Genomic DNA, 23,526 nt, shown 5'->3' with positions numbered 1-23,526 from the left:
GACACGGCACAATTGCGAATCCTTTACTGTCCCGCATGCCATGCCGTTCAATTTCCCGATTTTCCTGACGTGGGTACGGATCGTGCTGATCCCGCTCGTCGTCGGCGTGTTCTATCTGCCGGACACGGTGATGGGCGGCGCGCACCGCAACCTCGCGGCGGCGGCGATCTTCATTCTCGCGGCGCTGACCGACTGGTTCGACGGGTTTCTAGCCCGCAAGTGGAACCAGACGTCGTCGTTCGGCGCCTTTCTCGATCCGGTCGCGGACAAGCTGATGGTGACGGCGGCGCTGCTGATCCTCGTGCAGATTTCGCGCGTCGATGCAGCGATCGCGCTCGTGATCGTCGGCCGCGAGATCGCGATTTCGGCGCTGCGCGAATGGATGGCACAGATCGGCGCGTCGAAGAGCGTGGCGGTGAATCAGCTCGGCAAGTTCAAGACCGCGTGCCAGATGGTCGCGATTCCGATGCTGCTGTTCTACGGGCCACTGCCGCTCGGCATCGCCACGATCGATACGCGCGTATGGGGCGAGTGGCTGATGTATCTCGCGGCGGTGCTGACGATCTGGTCGATGCTGTACTACATGAAGCTCGCGTGGCCGCAAATTCGCGAGCGCGGCGGCGCGTGATGCGTGTCACGCGTTCGGTCGAGCAGGTTTTTTGGAAAAAGGGCTGGAAAAGCCCTTGACACACGAATGTGCCTTCGACATAATCTCGCTTCTCCGCTGCACGACGAAGTAAGTGTGTGACGGGGAAGCAGCAGCATGCGGGAGTAGCTCAGTTGGTAGAGCGCAACCTTGCCAAGGTTGAGGTCGCGAGTTCGAGACTCGTCTCCCGCTCCAGATTTTTTCTGGCAGCGTGTAGTACGGCAAAGCGCTGCAGATGCAGGACACATGCGGGAGTAGCTCAGTTGGTAGAGCGCAACCTTGCCAAGGTTGAGGTCGCGAGTTCGAGACTCGTCTCCCGCTCCAGATTTTTCTGGCAGCGTGTGGTACGGCAAAGCGCTGCAGGTGCAGGACAATGCGGGAGTAGCTCAGTTGGTAGAGCGCAACCTTGCCAAGGTTGAGGTCGCGAGTTCGAGACTCGTCTCCCGCTCCAAGTAATGGGGAAGCCACGCTTCCCTTTTTATTTGATGGACCTCCGGTCCTCGAATAAAAAATCTGTCTCTTGCCTCACGGCATCCGGACAGTCCGCTTTTGGCGCGATAGCAAAGCGGTTATGCAGCGGCCTGCAAAGCCGTTTAGGCCGGTTCGACTCCGGCTCGCGCCTCCAGGTAGGAAAAGAAAAGCCCCGCTTCGGCGGGGCTTTTCTTTTTTCCACGCCCGTTGCGGAGATGGCTCGTGAGACGGGCGGGATGGATGCGGTAGCATGACGCGACCCGCGGGCGTTTGGACCCTGCGCGAAACGTCGAGGCTGTCGATGCAGAAACCTGGTGAGGCGGATTGAACACCCCGGAGCCCGAAACGAGGGACGCGCGGCTTTCCGATTGCGCCGCAATCGCGAGGCTGTTGCGCCAGCTCGGATATGACGTCACGCCCGCGCTGATCCATGAAAAATTGCTGTCGCTGGCCGACAAGCCGAGTGACCGGGTCTGCGTGGCGATTCTGAATGGCGAGATTGTCGGCAGTATCAGCCTGCACATCCTTCCGCTCTTTCACGCACCCGGGAATCTCGGGCGCATCACGAGTTTGGTCGTCGACGAGCGTCACCGGGGATGCGGAATCGGCGGTGCGCTGATGGCGGACGCGCAACGTTGGTTCGAGCGCGGCCGATGTGTGAAGCTGGAGGTGACGAGTGGTGACCAACGTCCGGACGCCCACCGTTTTTACGCGCATCACGGTTTCGCGCGCGACGGGCAGCGTCTTTCCAGGAAAATGCGCACGTAGCGCGTGTTTGAAAACAAAAGCCCGCTGCGAGCGGGCTTTTTGATTTCGGCAGATGCAGCGGGATTCTCGAACGGGCTTCGGTCATGCGATGCCGCTTGTCCGTCGCGACATCCGCTCAGCCGTCCACCGGCTGCGCAGGCGTGTCGAGCGTCAACTGATAGAACGCCGCATCGAGCCAGCGGCCGAACTTGAAGCCCGCTTCCTTGATCGTGCCCGAATGCACGAATCCCAGCTTCGCATGCAGTGCGATGCTCCCCGCGTTGGCCGCATCGATGCAGCCGACCAGCACGTGTACTTCCGCTTCCCGCGCGCGCCGGACGACTTCGCGCAGCAGCACTTCGCCAAGCCCGCGGCCGCGCTGGTCGCGATGCACGTACACGCTGTGTTCGACCGTGTACTTGTAAGCGGGAAACGCGCGGAACGTGCCCCAGCTCGCGAAGCCGAGCAGCGTGCCCGACGCGTCGACCGCGCCGATGACCGGGAAGCCGCCTGCACGTTTCGCCGCGAACCACGCGACCATCGCTTCCGGCGGGCGCGGCTTGTAGTCGTACAGCGCGGTCGAGTTCGCGATCGCGTCGTTCAGGATCTCGAGGATGGCCGGCGCATGCTCGGCCTCGCTGCAATCGATCAGGCGCACGTCTTCGCGCTGTTTCGGGGAATTCATACGGACTCCTGTGGACAGTAAGTGGGGCGCGCGCACGGCTGCTGCGACGACGCGTTCATCAGGGGTTGCGCACGCCGGCGGAGGACGCATCGCAGATCACGACGACATAACGTGCGGCGTGCGGCGACGGATTGCTGAAAATCAGCGGCTGGTCGAGCCGCATGGCCAGGCAGTCGCCTTCGTGAAGTTCGTGAAGCGTTTCGCCGAACGTGACGTCGACGCGGCCGCTGATGATCCACACCTGCTGATGCAACGCGCTTTCGCGTCCGCCACTGTCGTACGCGACGCGCGCACCGGGCGGGAAATCCACCTCGACGAGCTGGATCGGCGACGGCCAGCCAGCCGGGGAGAGGTTGCGGCGCACATAACCGGACGCCGGATCCCGCCATTCGGCCTGCTGCGCGCGGCGTGCCAGCGGCTGCGCGGGCGCGTCGTCCTGGTCGCCGCCGAACAGCCCGGCCAGCGACACGCCGAGCCCGGCTGCCAGCTTGTCGAGCACGACGGCCGTCGGGCTGGCCGATGCACGTTCGATGAGCGAGATCATCGAACGGCTGACGCCGGAGCGCGCAGCCAGCGCATCGAGCGTGTAGCCTCGCACGGTGCGCAGGTCGCGCACGCGCCGGGCGATGCGTTCGTTGATGCCGGTGTCGTCGGCCGCGGCGGTGACGGATTCTTTCATGGTGGATTTATTTTCCAGCAAACTGGAATTCGGTGTCAACGCCGGTGACGGCCCGGCAGCCGGCCGACGGCTCGACGGAATCCGCATGGCTTGCCCGCCAGCCGACCGCAGCGTAATATACGAACCGACTACGTTTCGTTTAATTGGGGATATATGGGCATCATCAAGATTTCCGAGCACATGCACGAGCGGCTGCGCTCGACCAGCACGGCGCTGAGCCGCTCGATCAACGCACAGGCCGAGCACTGGCTGCGCGTCGGGATGCTGGCGGAACTCAATCCGGCGCTGTCCTACGGCGACATCTGCCGGATGCTGATCGAGGCCGAAGCACGGGGCGGCGACGCGGGGCCGGCGGAACCGGTCGAACACGGCATCGAGCAGGTGGCGTAATGGCGAAGCGAGAAATCCCGATCCGCGGCATGGCGGAAATCGCGAAGTCGCGCGAAGCCGCGAAGCTGGCGTCGCAGGTACTGACGATGATCACCGAGCACGTGAAGCCCGGCGTCACCACCGACGAACTGGACGCACGCTGCCGCGAATACATCGTCGACGTGCTCGGCGCGATCCCGGCGAACATCGGCTACCACGGTTATCCGAAGACGCTGTGCACGTCGGTCAACCACGTGGTGTGTCACGGTATCCCGACGTCGCGGCCGTTGCGCGACGGCGACATCGTGAATCTCGACATCGCGGTGATCAAGGACGGCTGGTTTGGCGATACGAGCCGCATGTATTTCGTCGGCGAACCGAACGAACTCGCGCGGCGCCTCGTCGCGACGACCTATGAGGCGATGCATGCGGGCATCCGCGCGGTACGCCCGGGTGCCACGCTCGGCGACGTCGGCTACGCGATCCAGCAGGTCGCGCATCGCGAAGGATTCAGCGTGGTTCGCGAGTACTGCGGGCACGGCATCGGCGACGTCTATCACGACGAGCCGCAGGTGCTTCACTACGGCCGCCCGGGCACCGGCGTACCGCTGCGGCCTGGGATGATCTTCACGATCGAGCCGATGCTCAACGCGGGCAAGCGCGATACGCGCATGCTGGCGGACGGTTGGACGGTCGTCACGAAGGACCATTCGCTGTCGGCTCAATGGGAGCACATGGTCGTGGTGACGGAAACGGGCTTCGAGGTGCTGACCGAGGATGTGAAGCCGCAAGCGTCCCCGGCGCTGTCCGGCACGCACGCTGCCTGACGCGTAAAGTGCGCCGCAAAGGGCGGTGCGGCGGCACAGTGAAACGGGCTCCTTTGCGGGGCCCGTTTCGTTCGAGGTCATGCGGCGCGATTCATGCGTGAACGCGGCGACCTGCCGCGCGCCGCGCGGTGGATGAACGCGGCTCAGCCGCCGCTCAACCGCGCGCCTTCTGCCATGCGGATTCGACGAATACGCGGCAGAGCGCCTCCATCCCCTGGCGGTCTTCTTCGTCGAAGCGCGCGGCGACCGGGCTGTCGACGTCCCACACGCCGATCAGCGTGCCGTCGCCGGCCACCAGCGGCACGACGATTTCCGATTCCGACGCGGCGTCGCACGCGATATGGCCGGGGAAGTCGTGCACGTCGCGCACGACCTGCGTCTCGCGCGTCTGCGCAGCCGTGCCGCACACGCCCTTGCCGAGCGCGATCCGCACGCAGGCGGGCTTGCCCTGGAACGGCCCGACCACGAGCTCCGTCCCGTCGAAGAAGTAGAAGCCGGCCCAGTTGAGACGGTCGAGCGAGTGGTAGACCAGCGCGGCGAAGTTGGCCGCGTTCGCGGTCAGGTCGCGTTCGGATTCGACGAGCGCGCGTGCTTGCTCGACGAGCGTCGCGTATTGATCGGCCTTGGAGGCGTTGGGGTCGTTGGACAGCGTGAACATGGCGGAAAAGCGATCAGGGTTGTGGGATGCGCGATGCGCGTACCGCAGTCTACGGCACGCGCGCACGGTTTGCAGCGCGCGGTTGCGCGTGACGCGGCAAGCTCAGTCGGGTTCGAGTTCGGCAAACCGCGCGGCCAGAAAATCGAGCAGCGCGCGCACCGCAGGCAGCAACCCCCGGCGCGACGCGAACACCGCATGCACGATCTCGCGGCGCGGTGCCCAGTCGGGCAGCACGGTTACCAGCGCGCCGCGCGCGACCTCGTCGCGCACCATCATCGTCGGCAGCTGTACGATGCCGACACCCGCGACGGCCGCCGCGCGCAACGCGAGCATGCCGCCGGTCACAAAGCGCGGCAGGTGGTGGATTTCCGCATGCGCGCCGTCGGGCCCGCGCAGCCGCCACACGTGCGTGGACTGCGGGACGCCGTGATCGAGGCTCGGCAGGCGCGCGAGATCGGCGGGAACGGCCGGTGCGCCATGCTCGCGCAGCAGCGCGGGGCTCGCGACGAGGCACTGGCCGCGCTCGGCCAGCACGCGCAGCGCGAGATCGCTGTCCTCGAGCGGCGGCGGGCGTACGCGGATCGCGACGTCGATCCCTTCGCCGACCACGTCGACGCGCCGGTTGGTCGCTTCCAGATGAATCTCGACGCGCGGGCACGCGACCATGAACGCGGCGATCATCTCGCCGACGAGCGAATCGAGCAGCACGATCGGGCAACTGACGCGCACGATGCCACGCGGCTCGTCGTGCAGCAGCGCGATCGCCTCGTCGGCCGCATCGGCCTCGACGAGCATCGCGCGGCAATGCGCGTAGTAGGTCTGGCCGACGTCGGTAACGGTGAAGCGGCGCGTCGAGCGCTGGATCAGCCGCATCCCGAGCCGCGCCTCGAGCAGCGCGATGCGGCGGCTCAGCTTCGATTTCGGCATGTCCAGCGCACGCCCGGCCGGTGCGAAGCCGCCGTGTTCGACGACCTGCACGAAATAATAGAGATCGTTCAGATCCCGCGCTTTATCGTTCATGAAATGGAACGCTGAGTGCAATTTTGGCAGTCTACCGGATCGATCGTTCCACCTCTATATTCCTGTCCAGGATGCGAAACACGTGTTTCGCCGCAATTCGGAGAAGGCAATGAAGAAGATCCAGGGTGTGTACAGTGCGCCGCGCGGCCATTGGGTCGGCGACGGTTTCCCGGTGCGTTCGATGTTCAGCTACCAGTCTCACGGCGCGCATCTGAGCCCGTTCCTGCTGCTCGACTACGCCGGCCCGGCCACGTTCGAGCCGGGCTCGGCCTCGGCGCCGCGCGGTGTCGGCCAGCATCCGCACCGCGGGTTCGAGACGGTGACGATCGTCTATGACGGCGAGGTCGCGCACCGCGACTCGACCGGCGCGGGCGGCGTGATCGGCCCGGGTGACGTGCAGTGGATGACGGCCGCGAGCGGGATCCTGCACGAGGAATTCCACTCGGAAGGGTTCACGAAGCGTGGCGGCCCGCTCGAGATGGTCCAGCTGTGGGTGAACCTGCCCGCCAGGGACAAGATGGGGGCGCCCGGCTACCAGACGCTGCTGGATGCCGACATCCCCGTGGTCGAGCTGCCGGACGGCGCGGGGCGTGCGCGGATCATCGCGGGCGAGCTCGACGGGCGGCGCGGCCCGGCCCGCACGCATACGCCGATCGACGTATGGGACGTGCGGCTCGTGGCCGGCGGCCATGCGCGGTTCCCGGTCGCCGAAGGGCGCACGCTCGCGGTGGTCGTGCTGAGCGGTACCGTGCAGGTGAACGGCGAGACGGTCGCCCGCGAAGCGCAGTTCGTGCAGCTCGGCCGCGACGGCAGCGACGTCGAGATCGAAGCGAACGGCGACGCGAAGCTGCTGATCCTGAGCGGCGAACCGATCGACGAGCCGGTCGTCGGGTATGGGCCGTTCGTGATGAACTCGCAAGCGGAGATCCGCACCGCGATCGAGGACTTCAACAACGGCCGTTTCGGCCAGATGCCGGCATGACGGACAGGCCCCGCGTTATGCGGGGCCTTTTTTCGGGTGCGGGCGGCCGGTCGCGCGGCGCGTGCGCTTCGGGGCATAATCGACGGTTGCCGCGCGCCGGCCGGCGCGCCCGAATCAGGACCGACCATGAACGCATCCGCCGCATCCCCGAGCGCCGCCGATCTCGACTGGCGCTGGAAATCCTTCGACGCGCTGACGGCGCGCGAAGTCTATTCGATCCTCGAAGCCCGCAGCGCCGTGTTCGTCGTCGAGCAGAACTGCGTGTATCGCGACATCGACGACGCGGACCAGGCCGCCTGGCATCTGGCCGCATTCGATCCGGCCGGGCGCCTCGCCGGCTATCTGCGCGTGCTGTTGCCGGATGCGCAGAACACCGATGTCCGCATCGGCCGCGTGCTGACGACCGCCGCGTTTCGCGGCGCCGGCCTGGGCAACGGGCTGCTGTCGCGCGCGCTCGAGCATATTCGCGCGCAGTGGCCGGATACGCCGGTGAGCCTGCATGCGCAGGCCCACTTGCAGCGTTTTTACGGGGCATTCGGCTTCACGCCGAGTTCGGACGTGCACGACGAGGACGGCATCCCGCACGTGTGGATGAGCAGCGCACGCGCGTAATGCGCACCGCGCCGCGCCGCGCGGCAGTCAGTGCGCGGCGCGCGCGACCGACGGCGCGTCCGCGCGTTGCGCGGCCCGTTCGCCGATCAGGCGGCCGCGGGCGGACAGCCGCAGCCAGTGCCGCAGCGCGATCAGCGCGCCGATCACGCTCATCATCGAGCCGGGAATCCACAGCAGCAGGCCGCCGATCTGCTGGTCGCGCAGCGGGCTCAGCCACGTGAACGCGCGGCCGCAGATCGAATAGATCGGATACAGCTCGTGCGGCGTGAAGAAGATCAGCGCGCCGAGTGCGATCTGCGGCGGGATCGCCGCGACGACGATCAGGATCCGGCGGCCCGGCGACAGCCGGGCAGGCGGCGCGGGGCGCGGATCGACGACGAGCCACCAGAACAGCAGCCCGTCGATCACCATGCTCCAGTTCATCACGCGATAGAGACGCCAGTCGAGCATCGCGATGAAGTGGATCGGCGACAGCAGCCAGAAATAGATCAGCCCGACGAACAGCACGACCGCGACGACGGGATGGAATACCACGTCGAGCGTCGCGCGCACGGGCGCCCACGCGAGGGCGGGGCGCACGAAGCGCTGCCGCCAGCGAAACGGGATGCCCGCGCGAATTGCCGCGCCCGGATAGGACAGCGCGATGAAGAACGGCCCGAGGTGGTGCAGCACGAGGTGCTGCGCGCGGTGCAGGAAGAACTCGTGCTCGAAGAAATAGTCGAGCCGCGTATGCAGTGCGATGTAGAGCGCCGTCAGCCCGAACCAGAACGAGAACTGCCGCAGCGGCGACACCTTCGCCTTCTTCACGCCGCGCGCGAACAGCACGGCAGCGGTGAGCACCGCGATCACCACGGTCGGCGACGGTTCCCACGGATCGAGCCAGTACAGGAGGTTCATCGCGCGCGTATCACTTCGCCTGGGCCGGCGATTTCACGGCGAACGGCGCATCGACCGTTTCGCCGTCGGAGAATTTCAGGCGCAGATGCACGGTGTCGCCCGGCTTGATCGCGTGCTTCGGCTCCTCGAGCATGAAGTGGTAGCCGCCCGGCGCGATGTCGACCTTGCCGCGTGCGGGGATCGTCAGCTTGTCGACCATTTCCATCTTCTGCGTCGAGCCGTTCGAGACGGTCTGGTGCAGCATCGCCATCCCGTAGTCGGGGCTGTCGACGTCGACGAGATCGACCGGCTTGTCGCCCGTGTTCACGATCGTCACGTAGCCGCCGGCCGGCAGCTTGTTCGGCAGCCAGCGCACCCATGCGTTCTGCGCGGTGATCGCACCGGCGGCATAGGCGTGGGTGCCAGCGCACAGCGCGGCGAGGAGGGCGAGCGTCTTGAGTGTCGTCTTCGTCTTCATGTCGTGAGAGGAATTCAGGTGGTGGAGGCGGTGTCGATGATCCGGCGCACATCGGCGGCGATGGCGTCGGGCGAGTCGCGGTCGGTCGCAAGCAGGCGGGCGCGGCCGGTCGCGTCGAAGATGTAGACGGCCGAGCTGTGCGTGACTTCGTAGCCGCCGGACGGATCGCGCTGTTCCATCTGGTACGCGACGCGATAGCGCTTCGCGAGCGATTCTATCTGGCGGTCGGTGCCGGTCAGGCCGCGCGCATGCGCGGCGTCGAACGCGGCGACATACGATTGCATCGCCTGCGGCGTGTCGCGTGCAGGATCGACCGAGACGAACAGGATGCGCACGTCGTTGGCCTGCGGGCCGAGCTTCGCCAGCACTTCCATCAGCCGTGCCATCGTTTCGGGGCAGACGTCGGGGCAGTGCGTGTAGCCGAAGTAGACGAGCGCGACCTGGCCGTGGAACGCATCGGCGTCGATGGGATGGCCGTCGCCGCCCGTCAGCGTGAACGACAGGTCGGGCAGGTGGCCGGTGACGTTGGTCAGGTTCCAGCGCGGCTCGTCGTGCGTGCACGCGGCGAGCGCCACGGCGGCGGCGAAGGCCGCGGCCGTGCGGATGAAGCGGGAGAAGCGCCGGTGCGGCGCTGGGCGGGCAGACGACATCCTGGGGCTCGATCGGACGGAAAGGTGACCGGCCGGCGCGATGCCAGGCGTCGCGCGGCAGGCGGTTGCGACTGTAGCGCAATTCGCGCGCCCGCGTCCTTTCGAAACCCGTACGGGGCGGACGAGCGGGGCAATATGTCGCAGTTGACGCAATCGGCGGCGCGCGGCTGGCGATGCGCCGGTTTCGCCCATCTCGGTGCGCAGGCGCGGTAAGATGCGCACAATTCCATTCGCGCAGCGGCGGTGCGGCGTTTGCCGGCCGGCCCTCAGACTATCGAATCGATGCAATCCGTTCCGGCTTCCCTGTCCCTGACCGATACCGCGTTCTTCTTCGACTTCGACGGCACGCTCGTCGAACTGGCGCCGACGCCCGACAGCATTCACGTTCCGCCGTCGCTGCTGACGCTGCTCGACGAGCTGCGGCACCGCTCGCACGGTGCGGTCGCGGTCGTGTCCGGGCGCGGTATCGACAACCTCGACGCGTTCCTCAAGATGCCCGGCCTGCCGATCGCAGGCCTGCACGGCGCGGAGCGCCGCGATGCGAACGGCGACACGCAGCGCATCGGCTTCAACGACGAACGCCTGCTGCGCATCGAGCGCGAGCTGGCGGCCGTCGTCGACCGTCATCCGGGCATGCTGCTCGAAATCAAGGGTGCGGCCGTTGCGCTGCATTACCGCAACGCGCCCGAGCGCGAGGCGGCTGCGCGCGCGGCCACCGAGCGCCTCGTCGCCGACTACGCCGATGCGTATGTGCTGCAGCCCGGCAAGATGGTGTTCGAGATCAAGCCGAAGGGTGTCGACAAGGGGCGCGCGCTGGCCGCGTTCCTCGACGAGCCGCCGTTCGCGGGCCGCGTGCCGCTGTTCGCGGGCGACGACCTGACCGACGAGAAGGGCTTCGCGGTGGTCAACGCGCGCGGCGGCCTGTCGATCAAGGTCGGCGCGGGCGAGACGTCCGCCCGCATGCGGCTCGATTCGGTCGACGCGCTGCATGAGCAGATCGCGCACTGGCTCGGTGCGGGGCAGCCGCACGCATGAGTCGCCTCATCATCGTTTCAAACCGCGTCGCACCGATTTCGGAAGGCGAACCGGCGGCAGGCGGCCTCGCGATCGGTGTCTACGATGCGCTGAAGGAGACGGGCGGCATGTGGTTCGGCTGGAGCGGCGAGGTCGTCGCGTCCGGCGCGCCGCAGATTCGCGTCGAGGAGCACGGGCCGGTCACGTTCGCGACCATCGGCCTGTCGCGGCGCGACTACGACCAGTATTACCGCGGCTTCTCGAACGCGACGCTGTGGCCCGCGTTTCACTACCGCACCGACCTGATCCAGTACGACCGTCACGAGTTCGAAGGCTACAGCCGCGTGAACGTGTGGCTCGCGCAGCAGCTCGTGCCGCTGCTGCAGGACGACGACGTGATCTGGGTGCACGACTATCACCTGATCCCGTTCGCGCGCGCGCTGCGCGCGGCCGGCGTGAAGAACCGCATCGGCTTCTTCCTGCACATCCCGTTTCCCGCCGCGCAGGTGCTCGTCAACGTGCCGCCGCATCGCGACCTGGTCGAGTCGCTGTGCGCGTTCGACCTGCTTGGTTTCCAGACCGAACCCGACCTGCGCGCATTCTGCGATTACGTCGAATCCGAAGCGGACGGCGTGATCGAGCGCGACGGCCGCCTGGTGACGGTGCGCGCATTCGGCCGGACGCTGCGCGCGGCCGCGTATCCGATCGGCGTGCATCCGGACGAGATCGCGGCGCTCGCGCAGGCCGGCGAGCACGGCAAGGCGGTGCGCACGCTCGCGGCGTCGCTGCGTGGCCGCAAGCTGATCATGAGCGTCGACCGGCTCGATTACTCGAAAGGGCTCGTCGAGCGCTTCCGCGCGTTCGAGAAGCTGCTCGAGCACGAGCCGTCGCATCGCAATCGCGTGTCGTTCCTGCAGATCGCGCCGTCGACGCGAGCGGAGCTGCGCGCGTACCAGGACATCCGCCTGCAGCTCGAAGGAGAGTCGGGGCGCATCAACGGACGCTTCGCCGAGCTCGACTGGGCACCGATCCTCTATATCCATCGCCAGTACGACCGCCAGCTGCTCGCGGCGCTGTACCGGCTCGCGCGGGTCGGCTACGTGACACCGTTGCGCGACGGGATGAACCTCGTCGCGAAGGAGTACGTATCCGCGCAGGATCCGGACGATCCGGGCGTGCTCGTGCTGTCGCGCTTCGCGGGCGCCGCGCGCGAGCTGACGGGGGCGCTGATCGTCAATCCGATCGATATCGACGGGATGGCCGATGCGTTGTCGCAGGCGCTGACGATGCCGCTCGCCGAGCGGCGCGCGCGTTATACCGACATGATCGCGCAGCTTCGCGAGAACAACGTGTCGGTGTGGCGCGACAACTTCCTGCGCGATCTGCAGCAGGCGTAACCGACACCTCCCGCCGGAAATGAAAAAGCCGCAGTGCGAGCAGCACTGCGGCTTTTTTTGCCGGCTGCGGGCCGGTGCTTCAGGCCACGCGTTCGCCGGTCGGCGTGCTGCCGTCGGGCGCCGCGTGATGGCGGCCGTGCTGTTTCGCGAGCAGGTCGCGGTACAGGCCGGGGCGGTTGCGCAGCACGTCGGGCGGCCCGTCGTCGATGACCTTGCCGTTGTTCATCACGATGATCCGGTCGAAGTTGCGCAGCGTCGACAGGCGGTGCGCGATCGCGATCACCGTGCGACCGACCATCAGGCGGTCGAGCGCGCTCTGGATCGCTTCCTCGGACGCGCTGTCGAGCGCGGACGTCGCTTCGTCGAGCAGCAGGATCGGCGCGTTCTTCAGGATCGCGCGCGCAATCGCGATGCGCTGGCGCTGGCCGCCCGACAGCTTGACGCCGCGGTCGCCGACGATCGTGTCATAGCCTTCCGGCATCGCTTCGATGAACTCCGCGCAGCGCGCGTCGCGCGCGGCCGCGAGCACTTCGTCGCGGGTCGCTTCGGGGCGGCCGTACGCGATGTTGTCGTAGATCGTCCGGTGCAGCAGCGAGATGTCCTGCGGCACGAGCGCGATCGCGTGGCGCAGGCTGTCCTGCGTGATCGACTTCACGTCCTGGCCGTCCACCTGCACGACGCCGTCCTGCGTGTCGTAGAAGCGCTGCAGCAGCGCGAGCACGGTCGACTTGCCGGCGCCCGACTTGCCGATCAGGCCGACGCGTTGGCCCGGCTCGATATGGAGATCGAAGTGGTCGAGGATCGCGCGGCGGTGCGGATACGCGAACGTCACGCGCTCGAAGTCGACGCGGCCGCCCTTGGCCGACAGCGGCTGGGCGTCCGAACGATCGGGCATCCCGTGCGGCTCGAGCAACGTCTTGACGGCTTCGGACAGGCGCGCGACGTGCTGGGTGACGTCGACGAGCGCGACCGCGAGGTCGCGCGTGCCGTGCAGGATCGTGAAGCCGAGCGAGCTGACGAGCACGATGTCGCCGGACGTCGCGCGGCCCTGGTCCCACAGCCACAGCGCCCAGCCGAGCAGGCCGGCGGACAGCATCGCGGTGATCACCGCGTGCAGCAGGCGCAGCTTTTCGAGATAGAGCAGGCTTTGCTGGCGCGCATCCATCTCGGCCTTGACCGTTGCGCCGAAGCGCTTCTGTTCGCGCAGCGTCATCCCGAACGCACGCACGAGGCCCATGTTGCCGATCACGTCGACGAGTTCGCCGTCGACCGCGGCGGCCTTCGCCGCGAACGCATGGTGGCGGGCCGAGCCGCGCCCGGCGAGCTTGAACAGGATCACCGACAGCACGGCCGAACAGCCGAGCAGGCCGGCGGCCATCATCGGATTGACGACGATGATCATCAGGATCGCGCCCATCACCGCGATGCACGGCGGCAGCACGTTCCACGCCATCGTGTTCTCCGACGTGTAGACGGCGTTCGACGTGGCCGTGATGCGGCTCGCGAGCGTGCCCGGCTGCTTTTCGGAGTAGTAGGTCGGCGAATGGCCGATCAGGTACTGGAACAGGTCGCGCCGCAGGTCGCCGGTGACCGCGACGAACGTATGCGCGGCGACCCAGCCGCCGACACGCCACAGCAGGTTGTCGGCCGCGATCAGCCCGACGAGCAGCGCGAATGCGCTCCACAGCGGGCCGGGGTGATGACGCCCGGTCGCCAGCACGTCGATCAGGTGCTTGATCGCGTATTGCGAGCCGAGCGCGCAGCCGACGGCGGCCAGCACGCTGCAGAGCACGATCAGGTGGGCAACGGGATGCAGGCGGATGTAGCGGAACAGGAACGCGATCGGCCGGTGCGCGTAGCTCGACAGCTTCGCGTTGTGGGCGTTGCGCTGGGCAGGGGTGAGAGATTCCAAAATATGCGTGCGGTGATTCGGTGATTGAGCGTTGCGGCGGGATCGCTTGCCGGCGTTCGCCCGGACTGAATAATCCGGCATTGTAAACAAGGCCGTGCGCTGCGCTGCGCGAATCTTGCCTCGGCCAAGGGTGCTCGATCGATTTTGAGATAAAATCCGGCATCCCGTCCTGTCTCATGTGCCGGAATCACGCTGCCGGCAGTCACGGGGGCAAGGAATGCCAAAAGGGCCTTCCACTCTAGAACGGACGCCCAAGTCCGCGGGTTGCAAAGTGTTGCACCTTTGTAACAAAGTAAAGTGTTTGAAATGTTGTGCGCCGTATCGGGATTAACCCTAGATAATCGGCTCCGGGTTCGATTCCAGGTTTTTTACGAACCCCTGTCAACGGGTCTTCGTTTCAAACGTTCTATGCCTGTCGCGTCGCCGACGCTCCTTGAGCAGCGCGGGTTTGACGCCCCCGGCAGGCTGATTCGTCCGACTTTTCGGACGAAATGCATCCAGCCCGGACCGCCGGCAGGTTGCCGACCCATACCTGGTTTTTAGCCGATTTTTTAGGAGTTACGCATGCGAATCGCCCAAATCGCTCCGTTGCACGAAGCGGTGCCCCCGAAACTGTACGGTGGTACCGAGCGAGTGGTGTCCTACCTCACCGAAGCACTTGTCGAGATGGGGCATGACGTTACGCTCTTCGCGAGCGGCGATTCGCAAACCTCCGCGAAGCTCGAAGCGTGCTGGCCGCAGGCGCTGCGCCTCGACCCGACGATCCGTGACGTGATGGCCCCGCACATGCTGCTCCTCGAGCAGGTGCGCCGCCGCGCGGAAGAGTTCGACGTCCTGCACTGCCACATCGACTACTACCCGTTCTCGCTGTTCTCGCGCCAGCCGGTCCCGCATCTGACGACGATGCACGGCCGTCTCGACCTGCCGGAACTGCAGCCGATCTTCAATGCATTCAGCGACGTGCCGGTCGTGTCGATCTCCGACAACCAGCGCATCCCGCTGCCGCAGGCGAACTGGCTGTCGACCGTTTACCACGGCCTGCCGGAAAACCTGCTGACGCCGATTCCGAACGTGAAGCCGAGCTATCTCGCGTTCCTCGGCCGCATCTCGCCGGAGAAGCGCGTCGACACGGCGATCCGCATCGCCGAGCAGGCCGGCCTGCCGATCAAGATCGCCGCGAAGCTCGACAAGGCTGACCGCGCGTACTACGAAGAGAAGATCAAGCCGCTGTTCGCGCTGCCGCACGTCGAGTACATCGGCGAAATCAGCGAAGCCGAAAAGACGGAATTCCTGGGCAACGCGCACGCGCTGCTGTTCCCGATCGACTGGCCGGAGCCCTTCGGCCTGGTGATGATCGAGGCAATGGCCTGCGGCACGCCGGTGATCGCGTTCAAGCGCGGCTCGGTGCCGGAAGTGATCGACAACGGCGTGTCGGGCTTCGTCGTCGAAGACGAACTGTCGGCCGTCGCGGCGCTCAAGCGCCTCGATACGCTGCCGCGCGAGAAGGTCCGCGCCGCGTTCGAAGCACGCTTCTCGTCGAAGGTGATGGCGCAGAACTACGTGAAGGGCTACGAGGAACTGCTGCGCCAGAAGCGTCGCACGGTGCTCCGCGAAGTCAACGCAGGCTGATTGCGGGCCGCCGCCTGGCGGCGCGCGGCTTGCCAACGACGCCCCGTCCGGGTCTCCGGCGGGGCGTTGTCACATCCGCGGCGCGGATCTGTTGTATTCTCGCCGCGCCCGACGCCGCGAACGGCCCCCGAAGCGGGCCGGCATGGCATCCAGCCGTCTGTCCAGACGGTAATGTCCCTATAATGGCCGTGCCGTGAAATCCGGCCCCGCACGAATATCCAGAGGAGAGCAGTCTTGGCGAGAACGAAATCCACGCGCGCAGCGCCGGCCCCCGGCGCCGGTGTCATCTTCGCGTTGCGTGCGATCGGTCTCGTGCTGCTCGCGCGCTGGCTGTTCTCGATGTCCCAGATGGGCTATCGCTCGTCGCTGTCCGCGATGGTGTCGTCGCCCTGGGCGTTCGTCTACCTCCTGCTGATCTTCCTGCTGCTCGCGCTGCCGGGTGCCGTCGCGCGCGCCGAGCGGCCGTTCCATCCGCTGCCGCAGTGGCTGCGCCAGGCGCTGCGCGTCTTCGCGCTGATCGGTTTCCTGTTCGCGGTCTGGTCGATCGGCATGTTCGTCTGGGTGGATGGCTGGCGCCTCGCGCTGCATGCCGTGACGGCGACCAACGGCTGGCTCGTTGCCGCCCCGGCGCTTTATGCGGCGATCGTCTGGATCTGCCGCCCGCGGCCGCTGTGGCGGACCAACGTGGCGGCCCGCCGCTTCGCGGTCGGCCGTTATGCGATTTCGCTCGACGTGCTGACGCGCACCGCGATCGTCTGGATGGAAAGCCGCAAGGTCGGCCAGTACGACGCGCGCGAACTGTCGGTGCGCTGGCCCGGCCGTACGGCGCCTGCCGCCGGCGAAGGGGCGACGGGCGGACAGTCCTCGGTCGTGCCGCCGCGCCGCGGCGGCCTGTTCAATCGACCGAAGGTCGAGCTGCTGTGGGATTCGCCGGCGGCCGTCGGCCATAACCGGCAGATCGTCATGCGCGCGCCGCTCGCGACCGAAGGCGATCGCGTCGCGGTGCTCGCGCTCGACGCCGCGCTCAAACAGATCGTCTGACAAGTCCCGCGCACGGCGTGCGGGCGCGGGGGATTGGGGCGGACGGTCAGGAATGGCCGGACAGGTGCGGCCGGCCAAGTCCGGCCGAGTCTCGATCTGGCCGGCCGGATTCCCATCGCCATCCCGATCGCGATCCTGTCCGACACGAACAGCGTTTTCCGCCAGACACCCGCCAGCCGCGCCTCGCCGCTCGTCTTGAGCCCGGCCCGGCCGGGCGAATCAGCCGCCCGGTCCGTTTCGCGCTCAGCGCACGAGGCAGGGGCGCTTGTTGTTGAAAGTCCACCCCGGAATCAGGTACTGCATCGCCGCCGCGTCGTCGCGGGCACCGAGCCCGTGCTGCTTGTACAACTCATGCGCGACCGCGACGGCATCCATGTCGATATCGATGCCGAGACCCGGCCGCTTCGGCACGTCTACCAGCCCGTTTTCGATCTTCAGCGGCTCGCGCGTCAGCCGCTCGCCGTCCTGCCAGATCCAGTGCGTGTCGATCGCGGTGACCTGGCCCGGTGCGGCGGCCGCGACATGCGTGAACATCGCGAGCGACACGTCGAAGTGGTTGTTCGAGTGCGAGCCCCACGTGAGGCCCCAGTCGCGACACATCTGCGCGACGCGCACCGAACCCTGCATCGTCCAGAAATGCGGATCGGCGAGCGGGATGTCGACGGCCTGCAACTGCACCGCGTGGCCCATCTGCCGCCAGTCGGTCGCAATCATGTTGGTTGCCGTCGGCAGCCCCGTCGCGCGGCGGAATTCGGCCATCACCTCGCGGCCCGAGTAGCCGTTCTCGGCGCCGCACGGATCTTCCGCGTAGGCGAGCACGTGATGCTGGTCGCGACACAGCCGCACGGCCTCGTCGAGCGACCATGCGCCATTCGGGTCGAGCGTCACGCGCGCGTCCGGGAAGCGCTCGGCGAGCGCCGTCACGGCCTCGATCTCGCTCGCACCTTCGAATACGCCGCCCTTCAGCTTGAAGTCGTTGAAGCCGTAGCGCGCATGCGCGGCTTCGGCGAGCCGCACGACGGCCTCGGGCGTCAGCGCGGCTGCGTCGCGCACACGCGTCCAGTCGTCGGTCGCGCCGCTGCCGTCGCGGTAGGGCAGCGCGGTCTTCGTTCGATCGCCGACGTAGAACAGGTAGCCGAGCATTTCGACGCGCTCGCGCTGCTGGCCCTCGCCGAGCAGCGCGGCGACCGGCACGCCGAGATGCTGGCCCAGCAGGTCGAGCAGCGCGGCCTCGAGCGCGGTGACCGCGTGGATCGTCGTGCGCAGGTCGAAGGTCTGCAGACCGCGGCCGCTCGCGTCGCGGTCGGCGAAGGTGCGCCGCACGTCGTTGAGCACCGCATGGTAATTGCCGACCGGCTGGCCGACGACGAGCGCACGCGCATCGTCGAGCGTGCGGCGGATGCTTTCGCCGCCGGGCACTTCGCCGACGCCGGTCCGGCCCGCGCTGTCCTTCAGGATCACGAGGTTGCGGGTGAAGAACGGGCCGTGTGCGCCGCTCAGGTTGAGCAGCATGCTGTCGTGGCCGGCGACCGGAATCGCTTGCAGGTCGACGATGCGCGGCGTGTCGTGGGAGGGCGAGGCAGTGACGGCGTTCATGGGCGGCGATGGCAGAAGGGTGGGCAATGCCGTGCGGCAAAAGCTTTGCCGCGCGCGGCAGGAGGTGCGATCATTCGACAACCGACGTGCGCGGCGCGCAAGCCCCCGCAGGTCGACGCAACCCGGAACGGGGTGGGAGCGACAACCTGACCAGCGGAGCGCAGAACGCGAAAGCTGGCTGATCGTAAGGCATGGGACCAGGCAGTGCCGGCGTGCGCGCTTGAGTCGACAGGAGATCCGTGTTTTGATCATCAGTCGTCGGATGACTTGTGACGCAGTATAATGAATCATCGGCTTTCGCTCAAACCCCGCGTAAACCCTCGGCTCACATTACGATCATTCAAAAAGGAACCGGCCTCATGTCCGTGCCTACGCTTCCCGCAGCGCCGCGCCGTCGCGCACGCAGCCTCGCACAAGATGTCGTCGACGCGCTGACCGCGCAGATCGAAAACGGCACGCTGCGTCCCGGCGACAAGCTGCCGACCGAAACCGAAGTCATGGCGGCGCAGGGCGTGAGCCGTACGGTCGTGCGGGAGGCCATCTCGCGGATGCAGGCGAGCGGCCTGATCGAGACGCGCCACGGCATCGGCAGCTTCGTGCTGGAGCCGTCGCGCCGCCAGACGCTCGGGATCGACCCGGCGACGATCACGACGCTGCGCGACGTGCTCGCGGTGCTGGAACTGCGCATCAGCCTCGAGAGCGAATGCGCGAGCCTCGCCGCGCAGCGCGCGAACGATACCGACCTGGTCGCGCTGCGGCGCGCGCTCGACGCGATCGCAACGGGGGCGGGCGGCGGCCGCGACACGGCGCAGCTCGATTTCCAGTTCCACCTGCAGATCGCGCAATCCACCGGCAACCGCTATTTCGTCGACATCATGACGCAGCTCGGCACGTCGATCATCCCGCGCACGCGCGTGAATTCGGCCCGTTTTGCCGGTGACGATCTGGAGCGATACGTCGGCCGGCTGAACCACGAACACGAGGACATCTACGAGGCGATCGCGCGCCACGACCCGGAGGCCGCACGCGCCGCGATGCGCACGCACCTCACCAACAGCCGCGAGCGGCTGCGCCGTGCGCACGAGGCGGCCGAAGCCGAGCGCGACACGCAGGCCGGCTGATGCGCCGGGCGGTGCGTCCGCCCGGTCGAATCGCATCAACATCAGTCGTCATACGAGATCGATATCCGTTCATCGCTCTCCGCGGCCGGGCGGCCTGTCCGCCGCCGGCCGCCGGCACCGCCGATCAGCCTCCCTTCGTCGTGATCGTCTTCCACGCGCCGCTCTTCACCTGGTACAGCGTCGACATCCCGCTCTTCAGCGAACCGTCGCTCGCGAACGAGATGCGGCCGGTGACGCCTTCGAAGTCGATCTTCTTCAGCGCCGGACGGTAGACCTTCGGGTCGGTCGAGCCGGCCGCCTGCATCGCCTTGATCGCCGCCCACGCGGCGTCGTAGCCGAACTGCGCGTACGACAGCACGTCGACGCCGAAGCGCTTCTTGAAACGCTGCTCGAAATCCTTCCCTTGCGGCAGCTCGTCGAGCGGCCGGCCGTATTCCCATGCCATCGCGCCTTCGGCGGCCGGGCCCGCGATCTTGATGAACTCGTTGTCCTTCACGCCGCCGCCGCCGACGAACTGCGCGTTCAGCCCGAGCTGGCGCATCTGCTTGATGAAGTTCGCGGCGAGTGAATCGAGGCCGCCGAAGAAGATCAGGTCGGGATTCTTGGCCTTCAGGCTCGTGATCTGCGCGCGAAAGTCGACCGCCTGGTTGCTGGTGAATTCACGGCCGATGAGGTTCCCGCCGGCGGCCTTCACGGCCTTCTCGAACTCGTCGGCCTCGCCCTGGCCGAACGCGGTGCGGTCGTCGATGATCGCGATGCGCTTCGCCTTCGTCACGTCGACCGCGTACTTGCCCGCGTTGCCGGCGTTCTGGCCGTCGGTCGCGATCACCATGAACATGTTCGCCAGCCCGCGCGAGGTGAGCGTCGGGTTGGTCGCCGCCGGATCGATCACCGGGATGCCGGCCTTGTCGTAGACGACCGAGGCCGGAATCGTCGTCCCCGAGTTGAAATGGCCGACCACGACCGACACGTTCTGGTCGACGAGCGCCTGCGCGGCCTGCACGCCGATGCGCGGGTCGGCCTGGTCGTCCTGCACGACGAGATTGAAGTGCGCGGGCTTGCCGGCGATCTGCACCTTCTGCGCGGCGGCATCGTCGAGCGCGAGCTGCACGCCGTTCTGCAGGTCCTTGCCGTAGCCGGCGTTCACGCCCGTGAGCGGCGCGGCGAAACCGACCTTCACGTCGGTCGTGTCGGCGGCCCGGGCGGCCTGTTGCGAGAGGAGGGCAAGCGCGGATGCAATCGACACCGACAGCAGGGAATGACGGAATTTCATGTTGTTCCTCTTGTTCGATACCTGCGAGTAAGTACCGCACACGCTCGGGATGGTTGAACGCGTGCGACGGGCGGGCGGTTCGACCGCTTCTCGGAATCGGGCGGGGAGGTCGGCATCGTGATCCTCGGAAGAATCTCCCGTCAGGCTCGGCGAAGAGCCCCGATCGTTTCGATATATAGGTCGCCGATATGCGTGGGTCTTGGCAATTTGCCGCGCATTCGATGCGGATTTGCGCATAGCTTCCGCGCGTGCGGAGGCAGCCGGTATCGGGAGTTTCCCGTCGCGAACGGAGCGGGCGGAGAGGAGGAGCGGAGGTGAGGGGAGGCAGCGCGGCCCGCCGGGGCCGCGCCGCCTCACATGAGGCCGTCAGTCGGACAGCGCGTCCGATGCGGCTTCGGCATCGTCGTGCGATGCGTGTGTGCGGATCAACGGATCGCTGGTGCTCGGGCGCCCCGTCTCGACGTGGCCCGCGAAGCGGCGCAGGAAGCCGAGCAGCCGGCCGTCGCTGACGGTCAGGTCGTACCAGCCGTGGCTGCCGCGCAGATCCCAGTAGTCGTCGATCTGCTGGCCCGGCGCGAGATCGAACGTGCGCGCGCGGCCGTGGCCGTATGCGTTCGTGACCTTGAGCCGCACCGCCTTGTGGCCGCGGTTCATCAGGCGCAGCGTGATGTTGCCGTTCGCGACGTCATAGCCGTAGATCACCTCGGGGTTCACGTTCGCGCTGCCGACGCCGGTCGCGAACGGGCCGCGGAAATGGCAGTAGAAGCCGTTCGGGCCGTACACGTCGAGGTCGTACAGGCCGAGCGACGCCGCGGCGCTCCACGTGTCGGCGATCCGCTTGCCGGCTTCGACGGTGTACGCCCACGGGCCGTCGAGGCGGTTGCGTGACTGCACCTGGAACGCGGCGCCCGCCCGGCCCGTGTTCGCGAAGGTCAGCCGGAACTGGCCGTTGACCGATTCGACGCGGCCGTGCACGAACAGCTCGTAAGGCAGCGCGCGCGCCGGCCGCAGTCCGGCCTCCTGCTTCGGCAGCTTCTGCAGCACCGGCGGCACGGGGATGTAGTCCGGGTGGCGCAGGCGGTCGGGCGGCGCGTAGCCGCTCGTATCCGGCAGCGTCGGCCAGCCGGCGTCGGCCGTCGCGAAATCGAACGCGGCGGTCAGGTCGCCGCACACCGCGCGACGCCACGGCGACACGTTGGCCGCCTTGACCGGGTATTGCGCGCCGAAACGGGCCTCGATGAATTGCAGCAGCGACGTGTGATCGAAGGTCTGCGAGCAGACCCAGCCGCCTTTCGTCCACGGCGACACGACGAGCATCGGCACGCGCGGCCCGAGGCCGTACGGGCCGGCCATGTGCGATGCGTCGCCGGGGAACACCTCGTTGGTCGTCGCGACCGTCGACAGCCCGTTGTCGCGCGACTGCGGCGCGAACGGCGGCTGCACGTGGTCGAAGAAGCCGTCGTTTTCGTCGTACGTGATGAAGAGCGCGGTTTTGCTCCATACGTCCGGATTCGACACGAGCGCCTTCAGCACCTGCTCGATGTACCACGCACCGTAGTTCGCCGGCCAGTTCGGGTGCTCGGAATACGCTTCCGGCGCGCAGATCCACGACACCTGCGGCAGCGTGCCGTTCTTCACGTCCTGCTGCAGGACGTCGAACAGCGTGCCGCCGGCGCTGATGTTGGTGCCGGTGCGCGCCTTGTCGTACAGCGGCGTGCCGGGCAACGCGGTGCGGTACTGGTTGAAGTAGAGCAGCGAGTTGTCGCCGTAGTTGCCGATGTACGGGTTCTGCGTCCAGCCCCACGAGCCGTTCGCGTCGAGCCCCGTGCCGATGTCCTGGTAGATCTTCCACGACACGCCGGCCTGTTCGAGCACTTCCGGATAAGTCGTCCAGCCGTAGCCCTTTTCCTCGTTGCCGAGCACCGGGCCGCCGCCCGTGCCGTCGTTGCCGACGTAGCCCGTCCACATGTAGTAGCGGTTCGGGTCGGTCGAGCTCGGGATCGCGCAGTGGTACGCGTCGCAGATCGTGAACGCGTCGGCGAGCTGGTAGTGGAACGGGATGTCGTCGCGCTTCAGGTACGCCATCGTCGTGGTGCCCTTGTTCGGCACCCACTGGTCGTAGCGGCCCTTGTTCCATGCCGCGTGCATGTCCTGCCAGCCGTGCGGCAGGTCCTGCAGGAACTGCAGGCCGAGCTTGTCCGCGCCCGGATGGAACGGCAGCAGTTCGGCCGGGCCGACCGGCTGGTGGAACACCGACTTGCCGTTCGCGAGGCGCAGCGGGCGCGGGTCACCGAAGCCACGGACACCGCGCATCGTGCCGAAGTAGTGGTCGAACGAGCGGTTCTCCTGCATCAGGATCACGATGTGTTCGATATCGCGGATGGTGCCGGTGCGGCGGTTCGCGGGAATCGCGAGCGCATCGCGGATCACGGGCGGGAACAGGTTCAGCGCGGCGGCACCGGCGGTGCCGGCAGCGACGCGCAGGAAGTCACGACGGTTCGATCGGGTCATGGTCGTTATCGTGGGGTAAAGAGGGAGCCGATTGGCGGGACCAGCGGGAACGGCGCACACCGGGTCGCAGGATGCGGCTGCGTTGGTGCGTGCCGCCGCGAGCATAGCGAGGAATCGGTGTCATTCATGTGAAGTCCGGAAACGTTTGCATCCGCATCGAAGCGATATCGACGCAGCGTCGGGGCATATCGCGAACGGTCGTGGTGACGCAGGGTGAGAGCGGGAAAGCGGGACAACAGGAAAGCGGGAAAGCGGGAAAGCAGGAAAGCGGGAAAGCAGGAAAGCAGGAAAGCAGGAAAGCAGGAAAGCAGGAAAGCAGGAAAGCGGGAAAG

The 23,526-nt window shown here is 67.1% G+C and carries 23 protein-coding genes and 4 tRNA genes; 15 read left to right on the top strand and 12 right to left on the bottom strand.

What is annotated here, in order from left to right; translation table 11 throughout:
* The first annotated feature begins 40 nt into the window (after window positions 1–40).
* The 6 genes from pgsA to VK92_RS28395 all read left to right on the top strand — a co-directional run bounded on the left by pgsA (window position 41) and on the right by VK92_RS28395 (window position 1,885).
* Window positions 41–628, top strand: a complete 588-nt coding sequence (gene pgsA / locus VK92_RS28420) for a CDP-diacylglycerol--glycerol-3-phosphate 3-phosphatidyltransferase (RefSeq protein ID WP_021163085.1) — start codon at window positions 41–43, stop codon at window positions 626–628.
* Between the two features lie 137 nt (window positions 629–765).
* Window positions 766–841, top strand: a tRNA-Gly gene (locus VK92_RS28415).
* Window positions 842–894: 53 nt separating this feature from the next.
* Window positions 895–970, top strand: a tRNA-Gly gene (locus VK92_RS28410).
* Between the two features lie 51 nt (window positions 971–1,021).
* Window positions 1,022–1,097: transfer RNA gene (locus VK92_RS28405), tRNA-Gly, on the top strand.
* Between the two features lie 100 nt (window positions 1,098–1,197).
* Window positions 1,198–1,271 (top strand) — tRNA-Cys (locus VK92_RS28400).
* Between the two features lie 170 nt (window positions 1,272–1,441).
* Window positions 1,442–1,885: a GNAT family N-acetyltransferase gene (locus tag VK92_RS28395; RefSeq protein WP_042977606.1), complete on the top strand. Its 444-nt coding sequence runs from the start codon at window positions 1,442–1,444 to the stop codon at window positions 1,883–1,885.
* 115 nt (window positions 1,886–2,000) lie between these two features.
* Here the strand turns inward: VK92_RS28395 and VK92_RS28390 are convergent, their stop codons facing one another.
* Entirely contained in the window at window positions 2,001–2,549 is a 549-nt protein-coding gene (locus VK92_RS28390; protein ID WP_048022981.1) for a GNAT family N-acetyltransferase, read from the bottom strand.
* A 58-nt stretch (window positions 2,550–2,607) separates the two neighbouring features.
* Window positions 2,608–3,228 carry a helix-turn-helix domain-containing protein gene (locus VK92_RS28385; RefSeq protein ID WP_048022982.1) on the bottom strand — a complete coding sequence of 207 codons (621 nt, stop codon included), beginning with the start codon at window positions 3,226–3,228 and terminating at the stop codon, window positions 2,608–2,610.
* A 153-nt stretch (window positions 3,229–3,381) separates the two neighbouring features.
* On the opposite strand from VK92_RS28385, the gene VK92_RS28380 reads away from it, so the two are divergent.
* Together VK92_RS28380 and map are read left to right on the top strand one after the other, a co-directional pair.
* Window positions 3,382–3,618, top strand: coding sequence for a ParD-like family protein (locus VK92_RS28380; RefSeq protein ID WP_021163089.1), 237 nt, complete (start codon window positions 3,382–3,384; stop codon window positions 3,616–3,618).
* Window positions 3,618–4,424 (top strand): type I methionyl aminopeptidase, encoded by an 807-nt coding sequence (gene map / locus VK92_RS28375; protein WP_021163090.1) that lies wholly within the window; start codon window positions 3,618–3,620, stop codon window positions 4,422–4,424. Before VK92_RS28380 ends, map begins: the two co-directional genes overlap by 1 nt.
* A gap of 154 nt (window positions 4,425–4,578) precedes the next feature.
* Here the strand turns inward: map and VK92_RS28370 are convergent, their stop codons facing one another.
* Together VK92_RS28370 and VK92_RS28365 are read right to left on the bottom strand one after the other, a co-directional pair.
* Window positions 4,579–5,082, bottom strand: a complete 504-nt coding sequence (locus tag VK92_RS28370) for a GAF domain-containing protein (RefSeq protein WP_021163091.1) — start codon at window positions 5,080–5,082, stop codon at window positions 4,579–4,581.
* A 102-nt stretch (window positions 5,083–5,184) separates the two neighbouring features.
* On the bottom strand, window positions 5,185–6,102 hold the full coding sequence (locus VK92_RS28365; protein ID WP_048022983.1) for a LysR family transcriptional regulator: 918 nt from the start codon (window positions 6,100–6,102) through the stop codon (window positions 5,185–5,187).
* 109 nt (window positions 6,103–6,211) lie between these two features.
* On the opposite strand from VK92_RS28365, the gene VK92_RS28360 reads away from it, so the two are divergent.
* Together VK92_RS28360 and VK92_RS28355 are read left to right on the top strand one after the other, a co-directional pair.
* A complete protein-coding gene (locus VK92_RS28360) occupies window positions 6,212–7,084 on the top strand; it encodes a pirin family protein (protein ID WP_027787992.1) in 873 nt (290 codons plus the stop codon).
* Between the two features lie 126 nt (window positions 7,085–7,210).
* On the top strand, window positions 7,211–7,696 hold the full coding sequence (locus VK92_RS28355; RefSeq protein ID WP_021163094.1) for a GNAT family N-acetyltransferase: 486 nt from the start codon (window positions 7,211–7,213) through the stop codon (window positions 7,694–7,696).
* Between the two features lie 27 nt (window positions 7,697–7,723).
* Here the strand turns inward: VK92_RS28355 and VK92_RS28350 are convergent, their stop codons facing one another.
* From VK92_RS28350 to VK92_RS28340, 3 genes are read right to left on the bottom strand one after another with little or no spacing between them, the layout of a single operon-like run.
* Window positions 7,724–8,593 carry a cytochrome c oxidase assembly protein gene (locus VK92_RS28350; protein WP_021163095.1) on the bottom strand — a complete coding sequence of 290 codons (870 nt, stop codon included), beginning with the start codon at window positions 8,591–8,593 and terminating at the stop codon, window positions 7,724–7,726.
* A 10-nt stretch (window positions 8,594–8,603) separates the two neighbouring features.
* Window positions 8,604–9,050, bottom strand: coding sequence for a copper chaperone PCu(A)C (locus VK92_RS28345; protein ID WP_021163096.1), 447 nt, complete (start codon window positions 9,048–9,050; stop codon window positions 8,604–8,606).
* 14 nt (window positions 9,051–9,064) lie between these two features.
* Entirely contained in the window at window positions 9,065–9,700 is a 636-nt protein-coding gene (locus VK92_RS28340; RefSeq protein WP_048022986.1) for an SCO family protein, read from the bottom strand.
* Window positions 9,701–9,982: 282 nt separating this feature from the next.
* Here VK92_RS28340 and otsB point away from each other — a divergent pair, with 282 nt between their 5' ends.
* Together otsB and otsA are read left to right on the top strand one after the other, a co-directional pair.
* A complete protein-coding gene (otsB, locus tag VK92_RS28335) occupies window positions 9,983–10,735 on the top strand; it encodes a trehalose-phosphatase (RefSeq protein WP_021163098.1) in 753 nt (250 codons plus the stop codon).
* The gene (gene otsA, locus VK92_RS28330) at window positions 10,732–12,111 is read left to right on the top strand and encodes an alpha,alpha-trehalose-phosphate synthase (UDP-forming) (protein ID WP_048022987.1); all 1,380 of its coding nucleotides are present in this window, start codon (window positions 10,732–10,734) and stop codon (window positions 12,109–12,111) included. Before otsB ends, otsA begins: the two co-directional genes overlap by 4 nt.
* A 79-nt stretch (window positions 12,112–12,190) precedes the next feature.
* Here the strand turns inward: otsA and VK92_RS28325 are convergent, their stop codons facing one another.
* Window positions 12,191–14,023: an ABC transporter ATP-binding protein gene (locus VK92_RS28325; RefSeq protein ID WP_042977612.1), complete on the bottom strand. Its 1,833-nt coding sequence runs from the start codon at window positions 14,021–14,023 to the stop codon at window positions 12,191–12,193.
* A 564-nt stretch (window positions 14,024–14,587) separates the two neighbouring features.
* Here VK92_RS28325 and VK92_RS28320 point away from each other — a divergent pair.
* Together VK92_RS28320 and VK92_RS28315 are read left to right on the top strand one after the other, a co-directional pair.
* Window positions 14,588–15,652, top strand: a complete 1,065-nt coding sequence (locus tag VK92_RS28320) for a glycosyltransferase family 4 protein (RefSeq protein WP_027787985.1) — start codon at window positions 14,588–14,590, stop codon at window positions 15,650–15,652.
* A gap of 234 nt (window positions 15,653–15,886) precedes the next feature.
* Complete coding sequence (locus VK92_RS28315; RefSeq protein ID WP_048022989.1) at window positions 15,887–16,693, top strand: hypothetical protein; 807 nt, start codon at window positions 15,887–15,889, stop codon at window positions 16,691–16,693.
* 243 nt (window positions 16,694–16,936) lie between these two features.
* Here VK92_RS28315 and gudD read toward each other — a convergent pair whose 3' ends face one another.
* Window positions 16,937–18,289, bottom strand: a complete 1,353-nt coding sequence (gudD, locus tag VK92_RS28310) for a glucarate dehydratase (protein WP_048022991.1) — start codon at window positions 18,287–18,289, stop codon at window positions 16,937–16,939.
* A 359-nt stretch (window positions 18,290–18,648) separates the two neighbouring features.
* Between gudD and VK92_RS28305 the strand changes: the two genes are divergently transcribed.
* On the top strand, window positions 18,649–19,410 hold the full coding sequence (locus tag VK92_RS28305; RefSeq protein ID WP_021163105.1) for a FadR/GntR family transcriptional regulator: 762 nt from the start codon (window positions 18,649–18,651) through the stop codon (window positions 19,408–19,410).
* Between the two features lie 124 nt (window positions 19,411–19,534).
* Here the strand turns inward: VK92_RS28305 and VK92_RS28300 are convergent, their stop codons facing one another.
* The 3 genes from VK92_RS28300 to VK92_RS43165 all read right to left on the bottom strand — a co-directional run.
* The gene (locus VK92_RS28300; protein WP_042977615.1) at window positions 19,535–20,683 is read right to left on the bottom strand and encodes a branched-chain amino acid ABC transporter substrate-binding protein; all 1,149 of its coding nucleotides are present in this window, start codon (window positions 20,681–20,683) and stop codon (window positions 19,535–19,537) included.
* A gap of 366 nt (window positions 20,684–21,049) precedes the next feature.
* The gene (locus tag VK92_RS28295; protein ID WP_021163108.1) at window positions 21,050–23,194 is read right to left on the bottom strand and encodes a phosphocholine-specific phospholipase C; all 2,145 of its coding nucleotides are present in this window, start codon (window positions 23,192–23,194) and stop codon (window positions 21,050–21,052) included.
* A gap of 124 nt (window positions 23,195–23,318) precedes the next feature.
* On the bottom strand, window positions 23,319–23,526 hold a 208-nt coding region (locus VK92_RS43165; protein ID WP_231616484.1), incomplete at its 5' end, for a hypothetical protein.

The organism is Burkholderia sp. LK4 (genome assembly GCF_001043615.1).
Lineage (GTDB): Bacteria > Pseudomonadota > Gammaproteobacteria > Burkholderiales > Burkholderiaceae > Burkholderia > Burkholderia cepacia.
Note: the sequence above shows the minus strand (reverse complement) of the source record. Positions and strands in the feature narration are given on the sequence as shown.

What these genes read in the sequence shown, in the direction of transcription:
- gudD (WP_048022991.1), bottom strand. Translation starts at nt 18,289, where the DNA reads ATGAACGCCGTCACTGCCTCGCCCTCCCACGACACGCCGCGCATCGTC.
- pgsA (WP_021163085.1), top strand. Translation starts at nt 41, where the DNA reads ATGCCGTTCAATTTCCCGATTTTCCTGACGTGGGTACGGATCGTGCTG.
- VK92_RS28295 (WP_021163108.1), bottom strand. Translation starts at nt 23,194, where the DNA reads ATGACCCGATCGAACCGTCGTGACTTCCTGCGCGTCGCTGCCGGCACC.
- VK92_RS28345 (WP_021163096.1), bottom strand. Translation starts at nt 9,050, where the DNA reads ATGAAGACGAAGACGACACTCAAGACGCTCGCCCTCCTCGCCGCGCTG.
- VK92_RS28360 (WP_027787992.1), top strand. Translation starts at nt 6,212, where the DNA reads ATGAAGAAGATCCAGGGTGTGTACAGTGCGCCGCGCGGCCATTGGGTC.
- VK92_RS28300 (WP_042977615.1), bottom strand. Translation starts at nt 20,683, where the DNA reads ATGAAATTCCGTCATTCCCTGCTGTCGGTGTCGATTGCATCCGCGCTT.
- VK92_RS28385 (WP_048022982.1), bottom strand. Translation starts at nt 3,228, where the DNA reads ATGAAAGAATCCGTCACCGCCGCGGCCGACGACACCGGCATCAACGAA.
- otsA (WP_048022987.1), top strand. Translation starts at nt 10,732, where the DNA reads ATGAGTCGCCTCATCATCGTTTCAAACCGCGTCGCACCGATTTCGGAA.
- VK92_RS28340 (WP_048022986.1), bottom strand. Translation starts at nt 9,700, where the DNA reads ATGTCGTCTGCCCGCCCAGCGCCGCACCGGCGCTTCTCCCGCTTCATC.
- otsB (WP_021163098.1), top strand. Translation starts at nt 9,983, where the DNA reads ATGCAATCCGTTCCGGCTTCCCTGTCCCTGACCGATACCGCGTTCTTC.
- VK92_RS28365 (WP_048022983.1), bottom strand. Translation starts at nt 6,102, where the DNA reads ATGAACGATAAAGCGCGGGATCTGAACGATCTCTATTATTTCGTGCAG.
- VK92_RS28305 (WP_021163105.1), top strand. Translation starts at nt 18,649, where the DNA reads ATGTCCGTGCCTACGCTTCCCGCAGCGCCGCGCCGTCGCGCACGCAGC.
- VK92_RS28390 (WP_048022981.1), bottom strand. Translation starts at nt 2,549, where the DNA reads ATGAATTCCCCGAAACAGCGCGAAGACGTGCGCCTGATCGATTGCAGC.
- VK92_RS28320 (WP_027787985.1), top strand. Translation starts at nt 14,588, where the DNA reads ATGCGAATCGCCCAAATCGCTCCGTTGCACGAAGCGGTGCCCCCGAAA.
- map (WP_021163090.1), top strand. Translation starts at nt 3,618, where the DNA reads ATGGCGAAGCGAGAAATCCCGATCCGCGGCATGGCGGAAATCGCGAAG.
- VK92_RS28355 (WP_021163094.1), top strand. Translation starts at nt 7,211, where the DNA reads ATGAACGCATCCGCCGCATCCCCGAGCGCCGCCGATCTCGACTGGCGC.
- VK92_RS28350 (WP_021163095.1), bottom strand. Translation starts at nt 8,593, where the DNA reads ATGAACCTCCTGTACTGGCTCGATCCGTGGGAACCGTCGCCGACCGTG.
- VK92_RS28380 (WP_021163089.1), top strand. Translation starts at nt 3,382, where the DNA reads ATGGGCATCATCAAGATTTCCGAGCACATGCACGAGCGGCTGCGCTCG.
- VK92_RS28370 (WP_021163091.1), bottom strand. Translation starts at nt 5,082, where the DNA reads ATGTTCACGCTGTCCAACGACCCCAACGCCTCCAAGGCCGATCAATAC.